Source organism: Corynebacterium sp. HMSC076C10, from assembly GCF_001812455.1.
GTDB classification, from domain to species: domain Bacteria; phylum Actinomycetota; class Actinomycetes; order Mycobacteriales; family Mycobacteriaceae; genus Corynebacterium; species Corynebacterium jeikeium_D.
Map to the genome: position 1 here is coordinate 35528 of NZ_KV809129.1, position 21709 is coordinate 57236.

General features: G+C 58.7%; 21 protein-coding genes. 13 read left to right on the top strand and 8 right to left on the bottom strand.

Features of this window, described 5'->3' with window-relative positions:
- Positions 1–106 precede the first annotated feature (106 nt).
- Together HMPREF2857_RS06305 and HMPREF2857_RS06310 are read left to right on the top strand one after the other, a co-directional pair.
- Positions 107–784 (top strand): AzlC family ABC transporter permease, encoded by a 678-nt coding sequence (locus tag HMPREF2857_RS06305; RefSeq protein ID WP_070643200.1) that lies wholly within the window; start codon positions 107–109, stop codon positions 782–784.
- Positions 785–786: 2 nt separating this feature from the next.
- Entirely contained in the window at positions 787–1137 is a 351-nt protein-coding gene (locus tag HMPREF2857_RS06310; RefSeq protein WP_070643189.1) for a branched-chain amino acid transporter permease, read from the top strand.
- A gap of 60 nt (positions 1138–1197) precedes the next feature.
- Here HMPREF2857_RS06310 and HMPREF2857_RS06315 read toward each other — a convergent pair whose 3' ends face one another.
- The 4 genes from HMPREF2857_RS06315 to HMPREF2857_RS06330 all read right to left on the bottom strand — a co-directional run bounded on the left by HMPREF2857_RS06315 (position 1198) and on the right by HMPREF2857_RS06330 (position 5033).
- Positions 1198–2112 (bottom strand): serine hydrolase family protein, encoded by a 915-nt coding sequence (locus HMPREF2857_RS06315; RefSeq protein WP_246819636.1) that lies wholly within the window; start codon positions 2110–2112, stop codon positions 1198–1200.
- A 14-nt stretch (positions 2113–2126) separates the two neighbouring features.
- Complete coding sequence (locus HMPREF2857_RS06320) at positions 2127–3257, bottom strand: DUF695 domain-containing protein (protein WP_070607153.1); 1131 nt, start codon at positions 3255–3257, stop codon at positions 2127–2129.
- A 108-nt stretch (positions 3258–3365) separates the two neighbouring features.
- The gene (locus HMPREF2857_RS06325) at positions 3366–4349 is read right to left on the bottom strand and encodes a bile acid:sodium symporter family protein (RefSeq protein ID WP_070607150.1); all 984 of its coding nucleotides are present in this window, start codon (positions 4347–4349) and stop codon (positions 3366–3368) included.
- Between the two features lie 72 nt (positions 4350–4421).
- Positions 4422–5033: an SdpI family protein gene (locus HMPREF2857_RS06330; protein WP_070643191.1), complete on the bottom strand. Its 612-nt coding sequence runs from the start codon at positions 5031–5033 to the stop codon at positions 4422–4424.
- 60 nt (positions 5034–5093) lie between these two features.
- On the opposite strand from HMPREF2857_RS06330, the gene leuS reads away from it, so the two are divergent.
- Complete coding sequence (gene leuS, locus HMPREF2857_RS06335; protein WP_070643193.1) at positions 5094–8012, top strand: leucine--tRNA ligase; 2919 nt, start codon at positions 5094–5096, stop codon at positions 8010–8012.
- 156 nt (positions 8013–8168) lie between these two features.
- On the opposite strand, the gene HMPREF2857_RS06340 is transcribed toward leuS, so the two are convergent.
- From HMPREF2857_RS06340 to HMPREF2857_RS06355, 4 genes are all read right to left on the bottom strand, one after another.
- Positions 8169–8585, bottom strand: coding sequence for a hypothetical protein (locus tag HMPREF2857_RS06340; protein ID WP_048733161.1), 417 nt, complete (start codon positions 8583–8585; stop codon positions 8169–8171).
- A 43-nt stretch (positions 8586–8628) separates the two neighbouring features.
- Entirely contained in the window at positions 8629–9561 is a 933-nt protein-coding gene (locus tag HMPREF2857_RS06345; protein WP_070628763.1) for a universal stress protein, read from the bottom strand.
- 158 nt (positions 9562–9719) lie between these two features.
- Positions 9720–10211 (bottom strand): MarR family winged helix-turn-helix transcriptional regulator, encoded by a 492-nt coding sequence (locus HMPREF2857_RS06350; RefSeq protein WP_070429059.1) that lies wholly within the window; start codon positions 10209–10211, stop codon positions 9720–9722.
- A 523-nt stretch (positions 10212–10734) separates the two neighbouring features.
- Entirely contained in the window at positions 10735–11820 is a 1086-nt protein-coding gene (locus HMPREF2857_RS06355) for an inositol-3-phosphate synthase (RefSeq protein WP_016421706.1), read from the bottom strand.
- A 272-nt stretch (positions 11821–12092) separates the two neighbouring features.
- On the opposite strand from HMPREF2857_RS06355, the gene HMPREF2857_RS11120 reads away from it, so the two are divergent.
- The 10 genes from HMPREF2857_RS11120 to HMPREF2857_RS06395 all read left to right on the top strand — a co-directional run bounded on the left by HMPREF2857_RS11120 (position 12093) and on the right by HMPREF2857_RS06395 (position 21589).
- Entirely contained in the window at positions 12093–12464 is a 372-nt protein-coding gene (locus HMPREF2857_RS11120; protein WP_224783765.1) for a DUF5318 family protein, read from the top strand.
- A gap of 11 nt (positions 12465–12475) precedes the next feature.
- Positions 12476–14953 (top strand): transglycosylase domain-containing protein, encoded by a 2478-nt coding sequence (locus HMPREF2857_RS06360; RefSeq protein ID WP_070429057.1) that lies wholly within the window; start codon positions 12476–12478, stop codon positions 14951–14953.
- The gene (locus HMPREF2857_RS06365; RefSeq protein ID WP_016421704.1) at positions 14954–15145 is read left to right on the top strand and encodes a hypothetical protein; all 192 of its coding nucleotides are present in this window, start codon (positions 14954–14956) and stop codon (positions 15143–15145) included.
- Between the two features lie 311 nt (positions 15146–15456).
- Entirely contained in the window at positions 15457–15744 is a 288-nt protein-coding gene (gene rpsF, locus HMPREF2857_RS06370) for a 30S ribosomal protein S6 (protein WP_005511978.1), read from the top strand.
- Between the two features lie 121 nt (positions 15745–15865).
- The gene (locus HMPREF2857_RS06375) at positions 15866–16432 is read left to right on the top strand and encodes a single-stranded DNA-binding protein (protein WP_005511984.1); all 567 of its coding nucleotides are present in this window, start codon (positions 15866–15868) and stop codon (positions 16430–16432) included.
- Between the two features lie 100 nt (positions 16433–16532).
- The gene (gene rplI / locus HMPREF2857_RS06380) at positions 16533–16985 is read left to right on the top strand and encodes a 50S ribosomal protein L9 (RefSeq protein ID WP_005511982.1); all 453 of its coding nucleotides are present in this window, start codon (positions 16533–16535) and stop codon (positions 16983–16985) included.
- Positions 16986–17720: 735 nt separating this feature from the next.
- Entirely contained in the window at positions 17721–19313 is a 1593-nt protein-coding gene (dnaB, locus tag HMPREF2857_RS06385) for a replicative DNA helicase (protein WP_070604812.1), read from the top strand.
- A 142-nt stretch (positions 19314–19455) separates the two neighbouring features.
- On the top strand, positions 19456–20394 hold the full coding sequence (locus tag HMPREF2857_RS06390; protein WP_246819638.1) for an acyltransferase family protein: 939 nt from the start codon (positions 19456–19458) through the stop codon (positions 20392–20394).
- Complete coding sequence (locus tag HMPREF2857_RS11310) at positions 20391–20651, top strand: hypothetical protein (protein ID WP_246819640.1); 261 nt, start codon at positions 20391–20393, stop codon at positions 20649–20651. Before HMPREF2857_RS06390 ends, HMPREF2857_RS11310 begins: the two co-directional genes overlap by 4 nt.
- 89 nt (positions 20652–20740) lie before the next feature.
- Positions 20741–21589: a fumarylacetoacetate hydrolase family protein gene (locus HMPREF2857_RS06395; protein WP_070602147.1), complete on the top strand. Its 849-nt coding sequence runs from the start codon at positions 20741–20743 to the stop codon at positions 21587–21589.
- The last annotated feature ends 120 nt before the right edge of the window (positions 21590–21709 follow it).

A 21709-nucleotide genomic window follows, 5' to 3' on the forward strand; every position in this document is an offset into this window, starting at 1 on the left:
TGAGCACATCAATACCGAAGGAAACAGGGCTGAAGGAAGTAGCGCCACAGGAAACAGCGACCGCAGCGACATAGCTGCCGGCATCCGGCAGACACTGCCCGTGGGCATGGGACTCATTCCGCTGGGGCTCGCATTCGGCCTGCTCATCGCACAGACTGGCTTTAGCTGGTGGTGGGCCCCCATCTTCTCCTTCGTGGTCTACGCGGGGTCGATGGAATTCCTCGCTGTCGGCCTGGTTATGGCGCATACGGGTCTGCTCGGCTGTGCCGTGACGTCCTTTATGGTCAACTTCCGCCACGTCTTCTATGGGCTGACGTTCCCACGCGACCGGATACAGTCCCGTCTCGGTCGCGCATACTCCACATACGCGCTTACCGACGAGTCGTATGCCATCGTCTCTGCGGCAAATGCGGACGAAAAGATGTCGGGCCACCGACTGCTGACGATTCAGATTCTCTGCCAGTTATTGTGGGTGGGCTCCGGTATTGTCGGGGCTCTAACCGGCGCAGCACTGCCCGAGGGTATCCGCGGTGCCGAGTTCGCACTGGTGGCGCTCTTTACGGTGCTGGCCATGGACGCGTTTGAGACTTCTAAGGACTGGTCACTGCCCCTGTCCGCTATCGTCTGCACGCTGGTGGGCTGGCTGATTAACCCGAACCAGATGCTGGTTATCGGACTGCTGATGTACTTCGGCCTGCTGCTGTTGCGCGTGTGGTCACCGCGGGTGGATCGGGTGATGCGCATGACGTCGGCAAGCAATCAGCGTGTAACGGAGGGAGAGTGAGCATGACCGCGATGCCCGATTCCGGCTATGTGCTTGCCGCGCTCTTTGCGATGGGAGCGGTGACAGTTGCGCTGCGTGCGCTGCCGTTTGCGTTCGTGCGCACTCTGAAGGGGTCTCCCCTGTTCGAGTTCCTCGGCACGACCATGCCGGTTGGAGTCATGGTGGCGTTGGTTGCCTATACCGTCTTCGGGCGGTTAGGACTCAGCGGCGAGAGCGGTGACCCCGGCGCTACCTGGGCCGTGCCCGTAGCGCTGGTGGTCACCATTGGCCTGCACTGGTGGCGGCGTAACACCGTGATTTCGATTTTTGTAGGCACGGCGCTGTATATGGTCCTCGTGAACCTTGTCGCGTGAGGTGCGCTGTGTGGGCGCTGGGTGGGACGGTGCCAGCAGACCAGCGACTAGCGGCAGTGGCTAGAACTGCGACGGTACCTGACCAGTGAAGTCCGGTAGTCCCGGAATCTGGGGCAGCTGCGGAGTTTCCGGCAGATTCAGTAGTTCGCCGAGATTCGAGCTCTCGGGCAGGTTCGGGACGCTTGGGAGGCCAGGCAGGCTCGGGCTGTCGGGCAGGCCAGGCAGCGATGGAGTGCCCAGCGTGCCGTCGAAGGCATTCTGAACATCGCTGGTGTGAGTTTCCTTCGTGCCGTAGGTGTTAGCAGCGACGCTGAAGTCAGGTCCAATGGATGCCGAGGCGTGAACGCTCTGGCAGTCATCGGACCAACCCCACTTTGTGCCAATGACACCAGGCAGCGTGGCGGTGCCGTAATCCTGACGGTAGCCATCCGCTGCCACAGGTGACGCGGTGCTCATAGCAACCAGCACCGGGTCAGAAGTGTTCTCACGCTTCTTGGCCTCCAAGAACTTCACAGTGTCAGCGCTGGACGTTGTTGATTTTCCCCAGTGACCTGCACCGTGGGTGTTGCTGAGGCCGTATTCACGCGCAGTGGCGTTGATGGAATCCGGGTATCGGCCGTAGAGCTCACTGGCAATATTGTCATCGGAGTAGCGAACCATCTCTGTGGCCTTCGCCTTGTCCGCTTCTGTGCCATGTTTGAAGACGTAGTCCGCAATGTAGAGCTTGACAATCGAAAGCCCCGGACGAGCTTCATTCTCGTTCGCCGTACCGTAGTGCGTGCCACTTGGGGTGTGGGTAAAGCTGATCTGGGTTCGCCCCGGAGCATCAATAGTGCCCTGCGGAGTCAGTTTTGGCTGCGGAGCCGCAGCGACGTTTCCAGCTGCCAGCGGAAGGCTGGTGACAGCGATGACACCGGTAAGACCCATGCGAATCGCGCGAGAAGGCCGTGGAGTAAGACGATGACGAGCGTTCATAACAAAAAACCAATCTACACGCGCAGGTGACCGACGCGCTGCCAAGCTGGATCGTAACCGGTATCGACGACGTGCTCTCCCTCGGTCCACGTCTCCGCAACAGCTCGCAGACCCGCCTCCGCATCAGATGCCGGGTCAATAAAGAAGTGCATCAGAGCCATGCCATCGGACTGCTCAGTTGCGACAAAAATGCCCTTGTCCTCAGCGATGGCTTCAGCGGCAGCGGTATTGAACTCGGAGAGGGATTCCTTGGATGCGTCCGTCGGCAAGCCCTTGTCATCAATATTGCCGAGCATGAGCTGAATCAGCACATGCTGCGTCATAGTCGGGCTCACCAGCTGCGTAATCGGAGCGCGGGTGGCGACGACGAGCGGCTGGCCGTTGGCTTCGGCATCAATGGTGAGCCACTCCGGGCACTCTTCCGCGAGCTTCTCGACGACACCGCCCAGCTCCGGTAGCGGGATCGCACCTTCCGGCTCCTCGCCGGCGAAGGCAAAACCGCGTAGCCATAGGCCGAAGTCCTCCTCCCCCAGAGCCAGCTGCAGCAGCGTGAAACCGAGCTGAGCTACCAAGCGCTCACCGTCCTCCAACTGAGCAATTGCCGGGAACAGCGGGTGGAATAGGCGAACGTCCACTGCCCCATGACCACTGCTAACAGCCACGCGGGCGTCTGCCGGATCGACCTCGGCCGGAGCATCGGCCTCGAGAGCACCCTGTGCAACCAATGTGGCCGCGACATCCCCCAGCGACAGCTTCATCGCCGGATCCGCCTGGCGGAGGTCGGTGAAAGACCACACCGCGCCGTCGTCAGGCGCGGCCTCCAGCCAACGGCGAGCGACCGGACGCAGCTCCGGATCGCCGGCAGCGCTAACAGTCAGAAGGTGGCGAGAATACGGAGCGCCAGCCTCAAACCCCCAGATGAGCCGGTCATTAATAGCGGCGATGCGGCCGCCGACCTCCTTCTGGACATCAATAATGTCCACATCGGCGGCGTTCGGGGCACCATCGATACCGAGCTGGACACTAAACATTGAGTCGAGCGCATCGGCGCCAAAAGAATTCCACCACGACCAGAACTCGTTGATTGCGGTCTCTTCTGCGGCGCGCTGTTCCGGGGAGAACGGAGCCGGATTCTCGTTAGCCATGCTGAATCTCACACTTTCGTTTGCTCGTTTAAAACCGAACCATATGTTGTGCGCCCCAGTATATGTGCCAAGCCGGATTCGCCCCTCGGGTCCATGCGCTAGACCGCGTTAAGCGGGTTGTGGCTCCGGCTCAGCTTCTGCTTCCCTGCCCCAGCGAGCGGCGTAGACCGCACAGATCATCAGCTGAATCTGGTGGAAAATCATCAGCGGCAAAATGTAGAGGCTGGCATCGGCACCGAAGATAACGGCAGCCATTGGCAGACCGGTGGCCAGGGACTTCTTCGAACCGCAGAACTGAATCGCAATGCGGTCCTTGCGGTCGAAGCCCATCTTGTTTGCGATGAATCCGGACAACCGCAAAACGAATTCCACCAGCACGACCGAAAGCACACACAGGATGACAATGTCCCCTGCCGGCACCTTCGACCAGATGCCCTGCACCATGCCCTCGGAGAAGGCTGCGTAAACGACCATTGCGATGGATAGGCGGTCAACATTCTTAGTCGTCTTCGCGGCGGCAAACTTCAGGGTCCAACGGCGAGTGAGCTGGCCGATTGCGAATGGCAGCAGCAACTGCAGCGAAATATCCAAGAACACCGACGAATCCACATGAATGCCGCCGCCGGTGGCCATCAACAGCATCACCAGCACCGGTGTGACGACGATGCCTAGCAGGTTAGATGCCGAGGCACTGACGATTGCGCCGGCGACATTGCCCTTGGCGATGGAGGTGAAGTTCACACTCGACTGCACCGTCGACGGTGCCAGTGTCATGTACAAAATGCCCAGGTAGAGGCCAGGCGAGAGAATCCAATCCAGGGGTTTCATGAGCAGGCCGAGGATTGGGAACAGCACGAATGTGAAAGCCAGAATGGTTATGTGCAGCCGCCAATGCTTAACACCGGCCAACGCATCCTGCGGGCTCAGGCGCGCGCCATAGAGGAAGAACAAGAAGCCAATGGCGATCTTTGTGGCCCAGCTGAAAACCTCAGCGGTAGTGCCGCTTGCAGGAAAAATAATCGCCAGTATCGCTGCAGCAACGATACCGACGATGAGGGGATCTGGACGCCAATTCACAATTCGTTGCCACATGGACAAACAGTTTAGTGGGCAACCAGATGTTGTCTTACTGTTTTGCAGAAGCTTTTCTCTGCAATAATTTTTTTACTTCTTCTGCTCAGCTGCCTTGCGCAGCGCATCCTTGTCCACAGGCTTGAAAGTGACATTCGCGGATGAGCCCTTGTCCGTGCACAACCCTTCCAGACCACAGGAGCTGCAGCCACCGGAGACACCGCAGTCTGCTGCCGGGTTGTCGGAGCAGCAGGCATCATCAGTCGCAGTGTCGGCGGCATCAGTGGCGGCGGAGCCACAGCCGCAGCCGCTGTCACCGTCACCGCACCCACAACCGGAGCCGGACTCGGCGGAGACCTTGGCGTCGTAAAGCGCGATGGTGTGCGAGCCGATAGCCGCACCAATGCCGAGCATGGCGATACCGGCGAGCAGAGCGACGGCGTACCACAGCCACATCCAACCAGAGGCCTCCGGGCGGATGGCGAGGAAGCCGAGCATGGCGGCACCGAGGAAAGCGACAGCGGACACAGCCCACGGCGGGCCGGCAACGCGGTGCGTAATATCCCAGTTTTCCTGGGACTTTCGAGCCTCAGGCGCACGAATTCCGATCCAGTTATTACCCGGTAGCTTCGCCGACCATGCCAAACCAGCGACAACGGCTATGCAAACAGCCAGAACCAGGGTAATTACAGGGATGACAATCATGCTTCCAATTTATATAGGTGGTTGAGCACGTGCCAAACGCACCTATTAGACTGTGAGACCATGACCAACAGCGAAAAGTCCTCGTCCTCGGCAGAAGCCACCGACTACCGCTACTCCCCCGAGCTGGCGACTCAGCTAGAGGGAAAGTGGCAGGCGTATTGGAAAGATAACGGCACCTTCTACGCCCCCAACCCGGTGGGCGATTTGGCAGCTGCCGACGGCTCGACTCCGCCGAAGGACAAGCTTTTCGTACAGGACATGTTCCCGTACCCGTCCGGTGTCGGTCTGCACGTAGGCCACCCGCTGGGATACATCGCCACCGACGTCTTCGCGCGCTTCCACCGCATGCAGGGCGCAAACGTGCTGCACACCCTGGGCTACGACGCCTTCGGCTTGCCGGCGGAGCAGTTCGCAATCCAGACCGGTACGCACCCGCGCGTGACGACGGAAACGAATATCGCCAACATGGAGCGCCAGCTGGGCCGCCTGGGACTTGGCCATGACCGCCGCCGTGTTTTCGCGACCACTGACCAGGACTACTACAAGTGGACGCAGTGGATTTTCCTGCAGATTTACAACGCCTGGTTCGATGAAGATCAGAAGAAGGCTCGCCGCATCGATGAGCTGATTCCACTGTTGGAGTCGGGCGAGATGGCTACCAAGGATGGTCGCGTCTACGCTGAGCTCAGCGAGACCGAGCAACGCGAAGCCGTGGATGAGTTCCGTCTGGTCTACCAGTCGAATTCGATGGTCAACTGGTGTCCGGGCCTCGGCACTGTGCTGTCCAACGAGGAAGTGACCGCCGAGGGCCGTTCGGAGCGCGGTAACTTCCCGGTGTTCCGCAAGCGGCTGGGCCAGTGGATGATGCGCATCACCGCATACGCTGACCGTCTGGTCGACGACCTGGAGCTGCTGGACTGGCCGGACAAGGTCAAGTCCATGCAGCGCAACTGGATTGGCCGCTCCCGCGGTGCCGAGGTCGACTTCACAGCCGAGGTCGGCCCGAAGGTCTCCACCAAGATCAGGGTCTTCACCACTCGCCCGGACACTCTCTTCGGAGCCTCCTACATGGTGCTCGCTCCTGAGCACGAGCTGGTGGATCAGCTGGTCGAAGCCGGCAGCGGTACCTACGAGGGCGTGGATGAGCGCTGGACCTTCGGCAAGGAAACCCCAGCCGAGGCCGTCGCCGCTTACCGCGCCGCAATTGCCTCCAAGTCCGACCTGGAACGCCAGGAGAACAAGGAAAAGACCGGTGTCTTCCTGGGCGCTTACGCCACCAACCCGGTGAGCGGTGAGCAGGTGCCGGTGTTCATTTCCGACTATGTCTTGATTGGCTACGGTACCGGTGCCATCATGGCTGTCCCGGCCCACGATGAGCGCGACTACGAGTTCGCCACTGCCTTCGGTCTGCCAATCCGCGAGGTTGTTGCAGGTGGTGACATTGCAAAGGAGGCGTACGTTGGTAACGGTACGTGCGTGAACTCCGCCAATGATTCCGGCCTGGACATCAATGGCCTGGACAAGGACACCGCCATCGCCACCGTCATTGAGTGGTTGGAGAAGGAAGGTGCTGGTCACGAGAAGGTCCAGTACAAGCTGCGCGACTGGCTATTCGCCCGCCAGCGCTACTGGGGCGAGCCCTTCCCCATCGTCTACGACGAGGACGGTCACGCCCACGCGCTGCCCGAGTCCATGCTTCCGGTCGAGCTGCCAGAGGTCGAGGACTACAAGCCGGTCACCTTCGACCCGGACGATGCCGACACCGAGCCAAAGGCTCCACTGGACAAGGCCACTGACTGGGTCAATGTCGAGCTCGATCTCGGCGATGGCAAGAAGAAGTACCGCCGTGACACCAACGTCATGCCGAACTGGGCAGGTTCCTCCTGGTACCAGCTGCGCTACATCGACCCGAATAACGCTGAGGAGTTCGTTGACCTGGAAAACGAGCGCTACTGGACCGGCCCCCGCCCAGAGACTCACGGTAAGGACGACCCAGGCGGCGTCGACCTCTACGTCGGTGGCGTCGAGCACGCAGTGCTGCACCTGCTCTACTCCCGCTTCTGGCACAAGGTCCTCTTCGACCTCGGCTACGTGACCTCCAAGGAGCCGTACCGCCGTCTGTTCAACCAGGGCTACATCCAGGCTTACGCCTACACCGATGCCCGTGGTGTCTACCAGCCGGCGGATCAGGTTGTTGAGCGCGATGGTAAGTTCCTCATCCCGGGCGGCGCCGAAGACGGCTCTGACCTGGAGGTCTTCCAGGAGTACGGCAAGATGGGCAAGTCCCTGAAGAACGCTGTCTCCCCCGACGAGGTCTGCGACAACTACGGCGCCGACACCCTGCGCGTCTACGAGATGGCCATGGGTCCGCTGGACACCTCCCGCCCGTGGGCGACGAAGGATCTGGTCGGCTCGCAGCGCTTCCTCCAGCGCGCTTGGCGCCTGGTGGTCAATGAGGACTCCGGTGAGCTCGCCGTCACGGACGCAGCGCTTTCCGACGACGACCTCAAGGCACTCAACCGCACCGTGGAAGGGGTTACCTCTGACTACGCAGAGCTGCGTGACAACACGGCCGTCGCAAAGCTCATTGAGTACGTCAACTACCTGACTAAGACCTACGGTTCGACCGGTGCCCCGCGCGCCGCCGTGGAGCCGCTGGCTCTCATGCTTGGTCCGGTGGCACCGCATATTGCGGAGGAACTGTGGAGCCGTCTCGGCCACACCGAGTCCCTGGCACACGGCCCCTGGCCGGCAGTTGACGAGAAGTGGCTGGTCGACGACACCGTTGAGCTGCCAGTTCAGATTAACGGCAAGGTTCGCGCTCGCATTGACGTGGCTACCGATGCTTCCCGCGAGGACATCGAGGCCGTCGCGCGTGCCGACGAAAAGGTTGTCGCAGCTGTGGAGAACGCCGGTGGCAATATCGTGAAGGTCATTGTCGTTCCGGGCAAGATGGTCAACCTGGTTGTGAAGAAGTAGCCAAGGAGACTAGTGCGTACAAGAAAGTGTCTGGGTTTATGACAGTTTGAGGCCTAAAATCGACTCAAATTTGTCATAAACCCAGACACTTTCTCGCTTGAGGCTTTCTCGCAAAAACCTCAAGAGGGTGGCTCCGAGGCTGGCCGCCTCTTACCCCTACTTAACGCCCAGAATCAGGACACCGAATGTGGAGAGCATCCACATCAAAGTGAAGGGCATGAGCACCCAGCACATAGCGAGCCACGCGCGCCAGTTGCGGAAGTTTTTCCACTCCACGTAGGTCTGCCAGAAGCCCAAAAGGCAGCCGACCAGGGAGATTACGCCCGGGACAACGGGGAAAAGGATCTCCCAAGTGCGGGAGCAGAGGAAGCTGGACTTACCCGCATCACAGGTGGGGCCACCGACAATGGCGCCGGCGATGCCGATAATGAGGCCCGCGAGCAGCGTCGTAAGAATCACACCCGCGGTGTAGATGTAGGCGCGCTTGCCGGAATACATCTTGCGCTCAAGCTCGTCGAAGATTTCATCCTCATTGCGCTCTGGTGTACTGCGCTTCGGTGAATTATCCACCATCTGCTCCCCTCGCCTCTAAATGCCGTCTGATGTGCCTGCCATACTAGGCCGGAGTAATCAGCATTGGCACCGGGCTGTGACGAACGATGTGGTTAGTCGACGAGCCGATGAAAATTCGCCCGAATGGGCCAAGAGTAGACGAACCCAAAACGAGCAAGTCTCCCTTTTTCCACTTGATGGACTGAATGGCCTCTTCCCAACCGTTGCCGGAGGCTACTTCCGCATCAATGGAAAGGTCTGGGTAACGGGTATGCGCGCGGTCCATACCGCGGTCGAGCAGCCCCATAGCCTGCTCGCGCCACTCAATCATCAGGTCAGAGGAGGGGCCGTAGCCGTTCTCCGTCGGGTACATGGTCGCACCACGCGGCGTAAACGAGACCAAACGCAGGGGAACTTCCCAGCGATATGCCAGGTCAGCAGCTTTATTCAATGCGTGGTGCGACTGTGGGGTGTCAATGTAGCAAATGCTGACACGGGTCACACCGTGCTTAGAAAGCTTCGCGCCGGGAATCGCCAATCCCAGCGGGATTGGCGAGTAATGCAGCAGCGCATCCGAGGTTGATCCCGCAGTAAAGCGACTGCGGTTCTTGGCGGCCCAGTCCTTGGTATTGCTTCGGCGGGTGCCAAGCAAAACCACATCGGCTTCGAATTCTTCGGCTTCGTTGCAGATAGTTGTGGATTCGCTGGAGGATTCGATGATCCGCACGGCATCGTCGTCAAGCATGCCCTTGCGCAGGCCAGCGAGCTTTAGCTCATCCTTGATGATTTTTTCAAGAGACTCGGTTTCGTGGGAAACCCAGGAGTCATTGGTGCTCAACCGAGCCAGTGAGGTCAGCGGCCAGCCGCGCGACAGTGCGCTGACAACGCGAATCTGCACCTTCGTGGTGCGAGCTAACCAAGCGGCGTAAGCAAGCGTTTCGGTGCCGTACTCGCCTGGACGCCACGCAATCATGATACGAAGCGGGCGGGAAGCCATCGCTAATCCTCCTGTGATTACTCAGAAATATCCAAGTGGTGCTTCTGGGTAATAGCCTACGTGGATAGGCGGGCATATTTAAAACGGCACCGAGGAAGTGTAAAAGCTATGTATCCTGCCTGTGGGCTTAAAGCGGGCAGGGCTAGCTGGAAAAGAGACTAGACGTTTGGGTTTGTCTTTGGGTGCTCCGGGTAGTTTTCGAGGATCTTGGACAGAATCGTCTCAAGACCAGCGCCAAATTCCAGCTCTTCCTGGCTCAGCGTGCTGAACATCTCAGCCATCTGCTGATCGCGCTCTTCAGAAACACGGTGCAGCTCTTCACGGCCACGGTCGGTCAGTTCAACGCGGACGCCACGACGGTCTTTGCTGTCGCGGACGCGCTCCACCATGCCGGCGACCTCCAAGTGGTGCACGGCGTTGGAGGCGGTGGGCATGCGGATGGCCTCGGCCTCAGCCAACTGGCTGATACGGCAGGCGCCCAGTGCCTCCAGGGTCATCATGATGGACAGCTGCGCGCGGCTGAGCTGGGACTCCGAGGAGCGGCGGCTGTAGAGCAGCTCAGCGCGAGTCAGGAGAGGGCGAATGCGCTTAGCGAGCGACAGAGGAGTAACGGCATCAGGATTGCCAATCGAGCCCGAAGATAATGTCATAGCGACGATGTTATATGCGAACAGTGCTAGTTGCCAATACGAAATTTATTTGGGGTGCTATTTATTTTTCTACAACTGGTGATTTCGGCGATGAAATCACCAGGAATTTTCCACCAAACATCTAAAACCCCAGTACAAAACATTAAACCTATCTGCGTATAAGGTTTTTCGGTGCTGGCAGAAACCCCCTAAAGTTTCACTTCTTCTGTACTTAGAACGTTGGGTTGGAGGTAGCCATACGGCTACTTTCGCGAATGCTTTTGGCTTGTGATATGTCTCGCAGATTCATCCTCGCGGGTGTATTGCTGTCTGCTTTACGACGACTGCAGCGCACGCATCCATGGCGGGGACGAGATGGGCGCAGCAGCGAGTAGGGCGAGGAGGAAGAGAAGAGCGTGGGAGGGCGCGGGGAGGCTAGAGAAGCACAAAAGCGCCAGCGGCTACCGCATGGGTAACCGGCTGACGCTTTTCAAGGAACATGCTCTCGGAGCTGCTGGCTTGTACCTTTAAGTGCTTGTGCCTTTTAGTCTTCGCCCTTGATGAACGCTTCGAGCTGTGCTCGCGCAACATCGTCGGCAAGCTGCTTCGGCGGGGACTTCATCAGGTAGGAAGAAGCGGCGTAAACCGGGCCGCCGATACCGCGATCCTTGGCGATCTTGGCAGCGCGAACAGCATCGATGATGATGCCAGCGGAGTTCGGGGAGTCCCAGACCTCGAGCTTGTACTCAAGGTTCAGCGGCACCTCGCCGAAGGCCTTGCCCTCGAGTCGGACGTAGGCCCACTTGCGGTCATCCAGCCAGTCCACCCAGTCCGACGGGCCGATGTGGACGTTGCGGTCATCGATCTTGCCGGCCAGCGGACCGGTGAGATTGGAGGTGACAGCCTGGGTCTTGGAGATCTTCTTCGACTCGAGGCGGTCGCGCTCGAGCATGTTCTTGAAGTCCATGTTGCCGCCGACGTTGAGCTGCAGGGTGCGCTCGAGGCGAACACCGCGGTCCTCAAATAGCTTGGCCATGACGCGGTGGGTGATGGTTGCACCCACCTGGCTCTTGATGTCGTCGCCGACAATCGGAACCCCTGCGTCTTCGAACTTCTTGGCCCACTCCGGGTCGGAAGCGATGAAGACCGGCAGGGCATTGACGAAAGCTACACCAGCGTCAATGGCGCACTGTGCATAGAACTTGTCAGCCTGTTCTGAACCGACCGGCAGGTAGGAGACCAGTACATCGACCTTGGCATCCTTCAGCGCCTGAACAACGTCGACCGGTTCAGCCGGGGATTCGTCGATGGTGTCCGCGTAGTACTTGCCAACGCCGTCCAGGGTCGGGCCGCGCTGAACCTCAACGCCGAGAGTCGGGACATCGGCAATCTTGATGGTGCAGTTCTCGGAGGAAACAATGGCCTCGGAGAGGTCCTTGCCGACCTTCTTGTCGTCAACATCGAAAGCTGCGACGAACTCGACATCGGAGACGTGGTAGTCGCCGAAGACGACGTGCATGAGGCCAGGAATGGTCTCATCGGGCTTTGCATCGCGGTAGAACTCGACACCCTGCACCAGGGAGGAGGCGCAGTTGCCGACGCCGACGATAGCGACGCGAATTGAACTCATTTGGTAATTCTCCTTGAAACTATGTGCTCGGAGGCTTTGACCTCGCGCCGGGAACTCACACCGGGAACTCGCATCAGAACCTAGCATCAGGACCCCGCACCAGGGCCTTGCGCCAGCGGTGCGGCCGTGAGTGGGTGCACGCATTGAGGTAACGAGCGTGACGTTATACCTTTATGCGTTTTTTGCCGATGCTCAAACCGTGAGGGGGCATGTGTGTACCGATAAAGCGGGGGTGAAATCAGCCCGCACGCGCCTGCTAATCTGTCTTCGTGATGACATGGCAGGGCGAGATCGATCACTCCTTGCTCAAGAAGCAGTTATTGGAGCAGTGGCGTGCAGGGGAGATTTCACGGAAATCACTCTGTGATGCCGATGCTCGGCTGGTCGCTGCCGCGCGTTTTCACGGCAGAAAGTCCCAGGAAGAGTGCCCAGTATGTCGCAAATTCGACCTCCGACTCGTATTCTGGGTGTTCGGAGAAAACTTGGGCCGTCGTTCCGGCTCTGCTTGTACTGAAAACGAATTATCCGCAATAGTTAATGAATATGGTTCGTGCACCGTCAAAGAAGTTGAGGTGTGCCCCGACTGCAAGTGGAGTTTCCTGACCCGGACACTTCAGGCAGCTCGAGAAGAGTCAGAAAACTAGGGAGAGCACCCGTGAGCAATGATCGACCCGATAGCCCAGGCGGTCCTAACAGCCCTCACGAGGGCCAGGGTTCTAATTCATCAGGCGAGTGGTGGGATCAGCCGGATGCTGATTCCTTCAATACGCACGCACGCTCCGATGACGCATCGCTTGACGACGATTCCAGCGACAGCATTGATGCTGTTCCGGTCGGTGGCAATGACGAGGGTCTGGCTACCGATTCAGAGATGACGTCGGCAAGCGAGCCGGACCCGGAGAAGGGGCAGTACGCCCCAGATGACCATGAACCAGATGACCATGAAGAGGAAAGCTCGATGGCGCAAGAAGAACAGCCGACTGATAATAAGCGGCGAATTTTAGCGTGGCTCGGTCTAGCCGTGGCGCTGGTCGTGCTGTTGCCGGTAGTTGTGTTCGGTGTTGCTTATGCGACAACGGACGTGCCGGAGCCAGAGGAGTTGGCCAATAGCCAGATTGCGGTGATTTATGACCGCAGTGGTGAAAAGGAAATCACGCGCATCGTCCCCGAGGGCGGTAACCGAAGCAACATCACTATCGACAAGGTGCCGGATGCTGTACGCAATGCAGTGCTGGCAGCTGAGGATCGTGATTTCTATACCAACCCGGGTTTTTCCTTGACTGGTTATGCCCGTGCGGCTCTGGGAGTCGTGACTGGTAATTCCAGTGCCGGTGGCGGCTCGACCATTACGCAGCAGTACGTCAAGAATGCTGTGGTGGGCAATGAGCGCACGCTGACCCGTAAGGCCAAGGAACTGGTCATGTCGGCGAAGATGGCGCGGGAGTGGACTAAGGACGAAATCCTTGAGGCCTACCTCAACACGATTTACTTTGGTCGTAACGCATACGGTATCGCGGCAGCGTCGAAGGCCTACTTCGGTAAGGAAGTCGGTGAGCTGAATGCCGAAGAGGGTGCCGTGCTGGCAGCCTCGATTCAGCGTCCATCCGCACTGGATCCGTGGACTAACCGCCCGGAGGCTGAGCAGCGTTGGAACTACGTCCTCGATGGCCTGGTGGAGATGAACATCGTCTCGCCGCAGGACCGCGCGGGAATGCAGTACCCGGAGACCATCGATCCGGCGTTGGCGCCGAAGCAGGCTCCGGAGCCCGGCCCGGCTGCCATGATTAAGAATCAGGTTCTGGCTGAGTTGGAGCGCGAAGGTATCTCCGAGCAGGAGGTCAACACTGGCGGTCTACGCATTACGACGACCATTGACCCGACGGTGCAGCAGGCTGCCCTGGATGCGATGGAAAACTACGTCGATCAGTCAACGGGTTTGCGTGCCGCCATCGTTTCGGTGGAGCCGAAGACCGGTGCTGTCCGCGCCTACTACGGTGGCGACGATCCGACTGGTTGGGACTACGCAAACAGCGGTCTGCAGACCGGCTCTACTTTCAAGATTTTTGCGCTGGCAGCAGCTCTCGATCAAGGTATTCCACTGACCGCGCAGTACTCTTCGGCACCTGTGCAGTCCGGTAACGTCACTCTGCACAACGACGGCGGTGCCGGCGGTGGCGTGCTTCCGCTTTATGAGTCCCTGAAGCAGTCGCTGAACACCCCGTTTATTCGCCTGCAGCGCGACCTGAAGAATGGTCCGGATGACACCGCCAAAATGGCTCATCGTCTGGGCGTGGCTGAGTCCATCCCGGGTATTGAAAAGACTCTGATGGACGACAACGGTCACTCGCAGGACGGTATCGCCCTGGGTCAGTACCTCTCACGTCCGCTGGATATGGCCGTTGGTCTGGCTACCCTGACTAACGATGGCGTCTATCAGCAGACTCACTTCGTAGAGAAGGTCGAAAACTCCAAGGGCGAGATTGTTTACGAGTCCAACGCTGACAAGGGCGACCGTCGAGTTTCCAAGGCAGTGGCCACCAATATGATATCGGCCATGGAGCCTATTGCCGGTTACAGCAACAAGCCCTTGAGTGGTGGTCGCCCGTCGGCCGCCAAGACCGGTACTACGCAGTTGGGTGACACCGGCCAGAACAAGGATGCGTGGATGATCGGTTCGACACCGCAGCTGTCGACTGCAGTGTGGGTTGGCAACGTCGATGGTTCGGCGCTCTACAACTCCTATGGTGGCATCATGTACGGCTCGCAAACCCCGGGCGATCTGTGGAAGTACACCATGGATAACGCACTGTCTAACGAGGACTTTGAGTACTTCACCAAGCCGGAGCCAATCGGTGGTGTCGCAGGTGCGCCGCAGTACCAGGCGCCGTCGACCTCTGACTCTGGCTATGACCAGGGCTATGCCCCGGAGACCACAGAAGAGGAGTCGGCCGAGGAGTCGACCTCTGAGTCCTCCGAGGAGCAGCCTGCACCGCTTCCGGTTCCGGGTGGCGATGGCGGAGGCGGTGGCGGCGGAATCGCTGACCTACTGCCCATCCCGATTCCGGGAGGCGGTGGTTTCGGCGGTGGCAATGAAGGCGGCGGAGACCCCGGTAACCCTGGAGGTGGACAGTAAGTGGACACGTGGGTGATTTTCACCATCGTCTGCGTCGCGATTGGCTTCCTGATGTTCGGCACGGCCTTTTGGGGCTTCATGCAGAAGTGGAAACCGGCAATCATTTGGGCTCTGTGCCTGGCAGCTTTCCTATTCGCGACAGTCATTCCGGTGATTATTGCGTTGGCACATGCTTCCTCGACATCAATGTAGGACGCAGGCCAGGTAGTCAGTTGCTAGAGCGTTAACTGCCCACCAAGCACGCGACAACTTCACAATTCAAAGAGGCGCACGCAGTAGCTCTGTGTGCGTCTCTTTCTATTCGGCGCCCTGACACCGCTTGCCAGTACTGCTTGCCGATGGCGCCTGCGATTAGGACATATACCTCTGCCTGCGGTACCCTGGCAGGGTTGCTTGACGCAACGATCCTCCTGCTGCATAGCGGTTGGCATGAAAGACAGTGCCAGCGCACCACGCTGTGTAGCCGAAATACAAGAACTAGACCATAGGAGGTGATGAGGTCCGTGCGTCACTACGAAGTAATGATTATTATCGATCCGTCTCAGGATGAGCGCACCGTAGGCCCGTCCCTGGAGAAGTACCTCGACGTTGTCCGCAAGGAGAACGGCAAGGTGGAGAAGGTGGACATCTGGGGTAAGCGCCACCTCGCCTACCCGATCGAGAAGAAGGAAGACGGCATCTACGTTGTCGTCGACCTCACCTGCGAGTCCGCAACCGTGCTGGAACTCGACCGTCGTCTGAATCTGAACGACAGCATCCTGCGCACCAAGGTGCTGCGGGTTGATCGTTAATCTGCGTCATATTTGCGTAACCAGAGTGCTCGAATGGGACACACCGGTAATGCGAAAGTCGTAGGATAGCGGGCGAAAGCCCCATCATCAGCTCGACAGAATACAACCGAGGAGAAGAAGCATGGCTCAGGGAGACGTACAAATCACGGTGGTTGGCAACTTGGTTGCTGACCCGGAGCTTAAGTACACCCAGAATGGCACCGCCGTGGCGAATTTCCGCGTTGCGTCGACTCCGCGGGTGTACCGAGATGGCCAGTGGGTTGACGGCGAGGGCATGTTCCTCACCTGCAGCCTGTGGCGTGAGGCAGCGGAGAACGCTGTCGAAAGTCTCTCCAAGGGCATGCGCGTCATCGTCCAGGGTCGTCTGCGCCAGCGCAGTTACGAGACCCGCGAGGGCGAGCGTCGTACCGTCTTTGAGGTTGAGGTCGATGAGGTGGGCCCGTCCCTGAAGTTCGCTCGAGCTCAGGTCACGCGCACTCCACGCAACGGCGGTGGAAACTTTGGCGGCGGCAACCGCGGCCAGGGTGGAAATGCCGGTGGTGGTTTCGGCGGTGGCTTTGGTGGAAACCAGGGCAACCAGGGTGGACAGAGCGATCGCGGTTTTGGTGGCGGAGCTCCTGCGGAAGATCCGTGGAACTCAGCTCCTCCGGCCGGTGGCGGCTTCGGCGGCGATGAGCCTCCGTTCTAAACTCCTTCCAGCCACGGCACTACGTGACTAGTTTGCAGCAGATTTAGCATCCACAATTCTCAAAATCTTTTAAAGACATATCCAGCGAAAGGCAGGGATCATGAAGCTGATCCTCACCGCCGACGTTGACAAGCTCGGTGTCGCAGGCGACATCGTTGAGGTCAAGGCCGGCTACGGACGTAACTACCTGCTTCCTCGCGGACTGGCAATTGTTGCCACCCGCGGCGCAGAAAAGCAGATCGAGGGCATTCGTCGTGCCCAGGAGGCTCGCGCTATCCGCGACCTCGACCATGCACGTGAAGTCAAGCAGAAGATTGATTCGCTCGACAACGTCTCCGTTGCTGTGAAGGCTTCGGAAAATGGCAAGCTGTTCGGTTCTGTCACCAAGGGTGACATCGCCGATGCAGTTCGTAAGGCTTCCGGTCAGGCTATCGACAAGCGCGCAGTCGTGCTTGCTCCGAGCCAGATCAAGTCCCTTGGTAAGCACACCGTTGACATCGCGCTGCACCCGCAGATTACCGCGCATGTTTCCGTACAGGTCGTCGCCGCGTAAGTTCGCGGTTTAGAGTTTTTACTTTGACGGCGGCTGACGAGCACCGCGTTTAAAGACTGCGCGGGCTCTGAGGCCCAATGACAACAGCACACGTGAAGCTCTGATCTTTCGTAGTGAAAGGTCGGGGCTTTTCGTGGTTTAAGGCTGGTTTAAAGCCTTTTACGCAGGTGCTGGAAAGAGCGTCTACGACTTGTCCACAGGCTAACGACGATTGCTGTGGATAGACCTGTGGGTAACTTGCCTGGCTGCCGTGGATAACTTTTCTGGAGAGCGCGAGATTTTTATTAATTCATCGTTAATAATCTCCGCATGAGCAGCATCGATGCTAAAGGGGTAGCAGAGGATTACATTTGTGCAGGATTAAGGCAAATACGCACTGACCTGCGTAGATAGAATATTTTCGGATTGAAACTCCGCTACCCCCGTTAACATTCAAGCGGCGGTTTAGGGTTACGGACCGTTCACCTGGACTTTTCTTGATTGTGCACATGTTCTCCCCAGGCTTATCCACAGGTGCTGTGGATAACTTCGGGGATAAACACCGTAGAAGATTGTTTTCTGGGGACTCCAAGGGTACTTTTACAGGTCCATCAATCCGCTCGAACAGGTATAACTGCGGTAGGTAGTCAGGTGTCCACTGCTGGCGGTCCGAACAGACATATTGAGTGTGATGGTCAGTCAGCAACAGGGTTGAAAAGGCACCTAAGTGGTCCAGAAGGGGAGGAGCTGCTCACGATGAGTCAGCCTGTAGGTGATAGTGGTCATTCCGGAGCAGGGGACGAGGCGTCCTCCTACTCGGTGAATTCCCACGATGATTCCTTCGATGACGTTCCGCTGCCCCCGGAACCGCCGGTAGAGGATGCGCCACCGGAGGAGTATTCTTTCTCGCAGAGCTCGGGCAACGGATCGTCGGCAAGCGGATCTGGGGCGCGGGACTGGGAGCGAGACCGCGGTCGTGGCGCTCGTGCGAGTGCCGTCGCGGGCGCGACTTTTGAGCGCACGCCGCCGCACAATATCGAGGCGGAGCAGAGTGTGCTCGGCGCGATGCTGCTGAACTCAGAGGTCGTCGCGGATGTGTACGAGCAGCTGACGCCGGAGGATTTCTACCGGCCAGCCCACCAGACGATTTACTCGGCGATTTTGCACCTCTACGGTGAGTCCTCGGAAATTGACCCCATTTTGCTGGCAGGTCGTCTGGATCGAACTGGAGACCTGGAGCGTATCGGTGGTCCGCTGTACCTGCACACCTTGGCCTCCCTGGTTCCAACGGCGGCGAATGCGCAGTTCTATGCCCGCATTGTTGCGGAGAAGGCGACAATCCGTCGCCTGGTCGAGGCCGGCACGAAAATCGCCCAGATTGGCTATGCGGGCGCGGAGGACACGGAGCCGGAGCAGCTGGTGGATGAGGCGCAGCAGCTCATCTTCAGCGTTGGACGTGAGAACACGAAGAATGACTACGTTCCCATCGCCGATGTCCTGGATGACACACTGGAGGAACTGGATCTTATTACCCAAAACGGCGGTCTGGCGCAGGGTGTGCCGACGGGAATTACTAACCTGGACAAGCTGACGAACGGTCTTCACCCAGGTCAGATGGTGATTATTGCGGCTCGCCCGGGTGTGGGTAAGTCCACGCTGGCGATGGACTTCATGCGTTCGGCCTCGATTCGCAACGGCATGACCAGCGCAATTTTCTCGTTGGAAATGTCGCGCAATGAAATCATGATGCGCATCATGTCCGCAGAGGCGAAGATCAACATGGCATCTTTGCGCTCCGGTGACCTGGATGAGCGGGACTGGACAAAGCTGGTCGAGGTCGGCGACAAGATTCGTGATGCTCCGCTGTTTATTGATGACTCGCCGAACCTGACCATGATGGAAATTCGCGCGAAGGCACGTCAGCTGAAGCAGAAGCACGATCTGAAGATGATCGTGGTCGACTACCTGCAGCTGATGAGCTCGGGTAAAAAAGTCGAGTCCAGGCAGCAAGAGGTCTCGGAGTTCTCCCGTCAGCTCAAGTTGTTGGCGAAGGAGCTCGAGGTACCGCTGATTGCAATTTCGCAGCTGAATCGTGGTCCGGAAGCTCGCACAGATAAGAAGCCACAGGTCTCGGACCTGCGTGAGTCGGGTTCGCTGGAGCAGGATGCCGATATCGTCATGCTGATTTACCGGCCGGACTCGCAGGAGGCTGACCATGAACGTGCTGGTGAGGCGGATATTATCGTCGCAAAGCACCGTGGTGGACCGACCGGAAGCATTGCTGTGGCCCACCAGCTGCATTACTCCAGGTTCGCCAACCTGGCGGAGGAGCCCAGCGGTTCTCTCTAGGTGCCTGGCCTAGCCACCCAGAATTAGTGCAATCCGGGTGGCTAGGTAAGGTGAGTGACAGTCAATGGGGCGAGTTTTCGTGCGTTGATGGTTTTGAAGGTTTTGAGGGTTACGCGGAGTCGTCGGGAAGCGGGGAAGCACTATGTCACCAACTGCCGCTCCCGTGGCAGCGGAGGCCAAAGCGAAAAGGCAGAAGAGTGCGCCGAAACAGCGCGTCGGTTGGGTAGATGCGGCTAAGGGGCTGTGCATTCTTTTAGTTGTGCTTGGCCATGCCATCACAGAGCTGCAAGCGCACGGTTACTACACGGCGCAGTGGGCGGGGATTAACTTCTTCCTCGGACCAATCCGTATGCCGCTGTTTTTCCTGTTATCTGGTCTGTTCGCCGGTAAGGCACTCAAGGAGTCGTGGCATAAGTTAGCCAATCGCCGAATCTGGGTGATGGTCTATCTCTACGTGATTTGGGTGCCACTGCGTGACTTCGTGCTTTTCCTCATGCCATATACGCACGTGGATGCCGATGGCATAGTGTCTCCACCGCCGATCACGGACCACAGCGCGTGGGGGCCGCGAATTTACAACACGCTTCACGCGATCATCGAACCAACTTCCTACCTGTGGTTCCTGTGGGCGCTGGCGCTGTTCGCAATTCTCACACGAGCATTTCGCTGGGTACATCCGGTGATTCAGCTCATCGTTACAGGCCTCATTAGTGCATGGGCACCTTTTGCCTCGTCCAGCTGGTCGTGGGACTTTGTCACCAAGATGCTGTTCTTCTACGTGCTGGGCATGTACGGTGCGCCCTGGATTTTCCGGATGGCACAGCGTCGCAGCGGCCTCTCACTGCTAGTGACACTGACGGCGTTCCTGTCGGTGGCAATCTGGGTGCAGGCGACCTACTCGAGCTTTAACGAAGGCAACGTCGGCTTCACCCGCGTGTACCTGTCCACCACTGGCGCACTGGCTGCAATCAATGTCATGGCGATGCTGCAGAACACTCGCCTAGTTGTGCCTTTTGAAAGGTTGGCGGCCGAACGCTGCCTATCTTCCTCATGCACATTCCAATGTTGGTTGTGGTCATGATTATTTGTGACCTCATCCTGCCGAAGGACCCACACTTAGTCATCATGACGCCGCTGGTGACTATCATTGCGGCGATGCTGTGTCTTGGTCTGCACAGGTTGCTGCTTGCCATCGGTGCCGGGTGGCTCTTTGTCCGTCCTGCGTGGGTAGTGCGCATGACTACGCCGGGGCAGCGTGCCCTTCAGCGCAGTCAGAATCATTCTTCCCTGCCTGAAGGCGAGGCGCCGCGTCAACCGAAGAGCGAACCTGCTTCCTAATTCAGCTCAACAAGGCGGTAGCGTGGAACCGGGAGCCGATCAGGCGGCAGAAGTGACACAGAGAATAGCCATGAAGAAATGAGAAAGCCATGCGTCTAGCAACGTTGCGATACCAGGGTGCAACCCGCGCCGCTGTTCTCGGCGACGGCGTAGCGGTCCTTTTTGATGACCACTGTCTCGGAGATGTGTTAGCGCGGCCAACGTGGCGTCGTGAAGCGGAAGAACTCTTGGCGGAGGCGGGGAACAACCCTGACAACGTCATGGCGGAGAGCGCGTGGGCGTTCGCACCGCTGATCACGCGGCCGGGCAAGATCGTCTGCGTCGGCTTGAACTATGCCGCGCACATCGACGAGATGGGACACCAGCGCCCCGAGGTGCCAACGTTATTCGCGAAGTTTGCCGATGCCGTCGCCGGTGCGAAGGATGATATCCGAGTGCCGGAGGCCTGCGCGGAGAAGCTCGATTACGAAGGCGAGCTCGCGGTTATCGTCGGCGAGACCTGTCTGCGGGTGTCGGAGGAGCAGGCACAGGACGCTATCGCTGGGTACGCGATTATGAATGACTTCACTCAGCGCGATTTCCAGTACGCCACCGCACAGTGGCTACAGGGGAAGACGTTGCAGCGCGCCAGTGCTTTCGGGCCGTGGATGCTCACGGCCGATGCTTTCGATGCGGACTCCGCGCGGGTGCGCACATACGTCGACGGAGAGCTGCGCCAGGATGCACCGATTGCGGACCTTGTTTTCTCCCCGGCAAAGTTGATCGCCTACATCTCACAGTTCGTGCAGCTAAACCCGGGCGATGTCATCTCCACGGGAACGGCGGCGGGTGTTGGCCACGGCATGAGCCCGCAGACCTACCTTCAGGATGGTCAGGAAATGGTCATCACCATCGATGGCCTGGGTAAACAGGCCAACACTGTCCGCATCAACCACTAGCACGCGCCGCTTTACGACGTTCCCGCGAACCCGGCGGGAATGAAACGACCCCCGCGTGCGTTGTGGGAGACTAACGGGTAAAAACCTACGTAAAGAACGTGAAGTTAGAACACGACGTTA

What these genes read in the sequence shown, in the direction of transcription:
- HMPREF2857_RS06305 (WP_070643200.1), top strand. Translation starts at nt 107, where the DNA reads ATGGGACTCATTCCGCTGGGGCTCGCATTCGGCCTGCTCATCGCACAG.
- HMPREF2857_RS06310 (WP_070643189.1), top strand. Translation starts at nt 787, where the DNA reads ATGACCGCGATGCCCGATTCCGGCTATGTGCTTGCCGCGCTCTTTGCG.
- HMPREF2857_RS06315 (WP_246819636.1), bottom strand. Translation starts at nt 2,112, where the DNA reads ATGAACGCTCGTCATCGTCTTACTCCACGGCCTTCTCGCGCGATTCGC.
- HMPREF2857_RS06320 (WP_070607153.1), bottom strand. Translation starts at nt 3,257, where the DNA reads ATGGCTAACGAGAATCCGGCTCCGTTCTCCCCGGAACAGCGCGCCGCA.
- HMPREF2857_RS06325 (WP_070607150.1), bottom strand. Translation starts at nt 4,349, where the DNA reads ATGTGGCAACGAATTGTGAATTGGCGTCCAGATCCCCTCATCGTCGGT.
- HMPREF2857_RS06330 (WP_070643191.1), bottom strand. Translation starts at nt 5,033, where the DNA reads ATGATTGTCATCCCTGTAATTACCCTGGTTCTGGCTGTTTGCATAGCC.
- leuS (WP_070643193.1), top strand. Translation starts at nt 5,094, where the DNA reads ATGACCAACAGCGAAAAGTCCTCGTCCTCGGCAGAAGCCACCGACTAC.
- HMPREF2857_RS06340 (WP_048733161.1), bottom strand. Translation starts at nt 8,585, where the DNA reads ATGGTGGATAATTCACCGAAGCGCAGTACACCAGAGCGCAATGAGGAT.
- HMPREF2857_RS06345 (WP_070628763.1), bottom strand. Translation starts at nt 9,561, where the DNA reads ATGGCTTCCCGCCCGCTTCGTATCATGATTGCGTGGCGTCCAGGCGAG.
- HMPREF2857_RS06350 (WP_070429059.1), bottom strand. Translation starts at nt 10,211, where the DNA reads ATGACATTATCTTCGGGCTCGATTGGCAATCCTGATGCCGTTACTCCT.
- HMPREF2857_RS06355 (WP_016421706.1), bottom strand. Translation starts at nt 11,820, where the DNA reads ATGAGTTCAATTCGCGTCGCTATCGTCGGCGTCGGCAACTGCGCCTCC.
- HMPREF2857_RS11120 (WP_224783765.1), top strand. Translation starts at nt 12,093, where the DNA reads ATGACATGGCAGGGCGAGATCGATCACTCCTTGCTCAAGAAGCAGTTA.
- HMPREF2857_RS06375 (WP_005511984.1), top strand. Translation starts at nt 15,866, where the DNA reads ATGGCTCAGGGAGACGTACAAATCACGGTGGTTGGCAACTTGGTTGCT.
- rplI (WP_005511982.1), top strand. Translation starts at nt 16,533, where the DNA reads ATGAAGCTGATCCTCACCGCCGACGTTGACAAGCTCGGTGTCGCAGGC.
- dnaB (WP_070604812.1), top strand. Translation starts at nt 17,721, where the DNA reads ATGAGTCAGCCTGTAGGTGATAGTGGTCATTCCGGAGCAGGGGACGAG.
- HMPREF2857_RS06390 (WP_246819638.1), top strand. Translation starts at nt 19,456, where the DNA reads ATGTCACCAACTGCCGCTCCCGTGGCAGCGGAGGCCAAAGCGAAAAGG.
- HMPREF2857_RS11310 (WP_246819640.1), top strand. Translation starts at nt 20,391, where the DNA reads ATGATTATTTGTGACCTCATCCTGCCGAAGGACCCACACTTAGTCATC.
- HMPREF2857_RS06395 (WP_070602147.1), top strand. Translation starts at nt 20,741, where the DNA reads ATGCGTCTAGCAACGTTGCGATACCAGGGTGCAACCCGCGCCGCTGTT.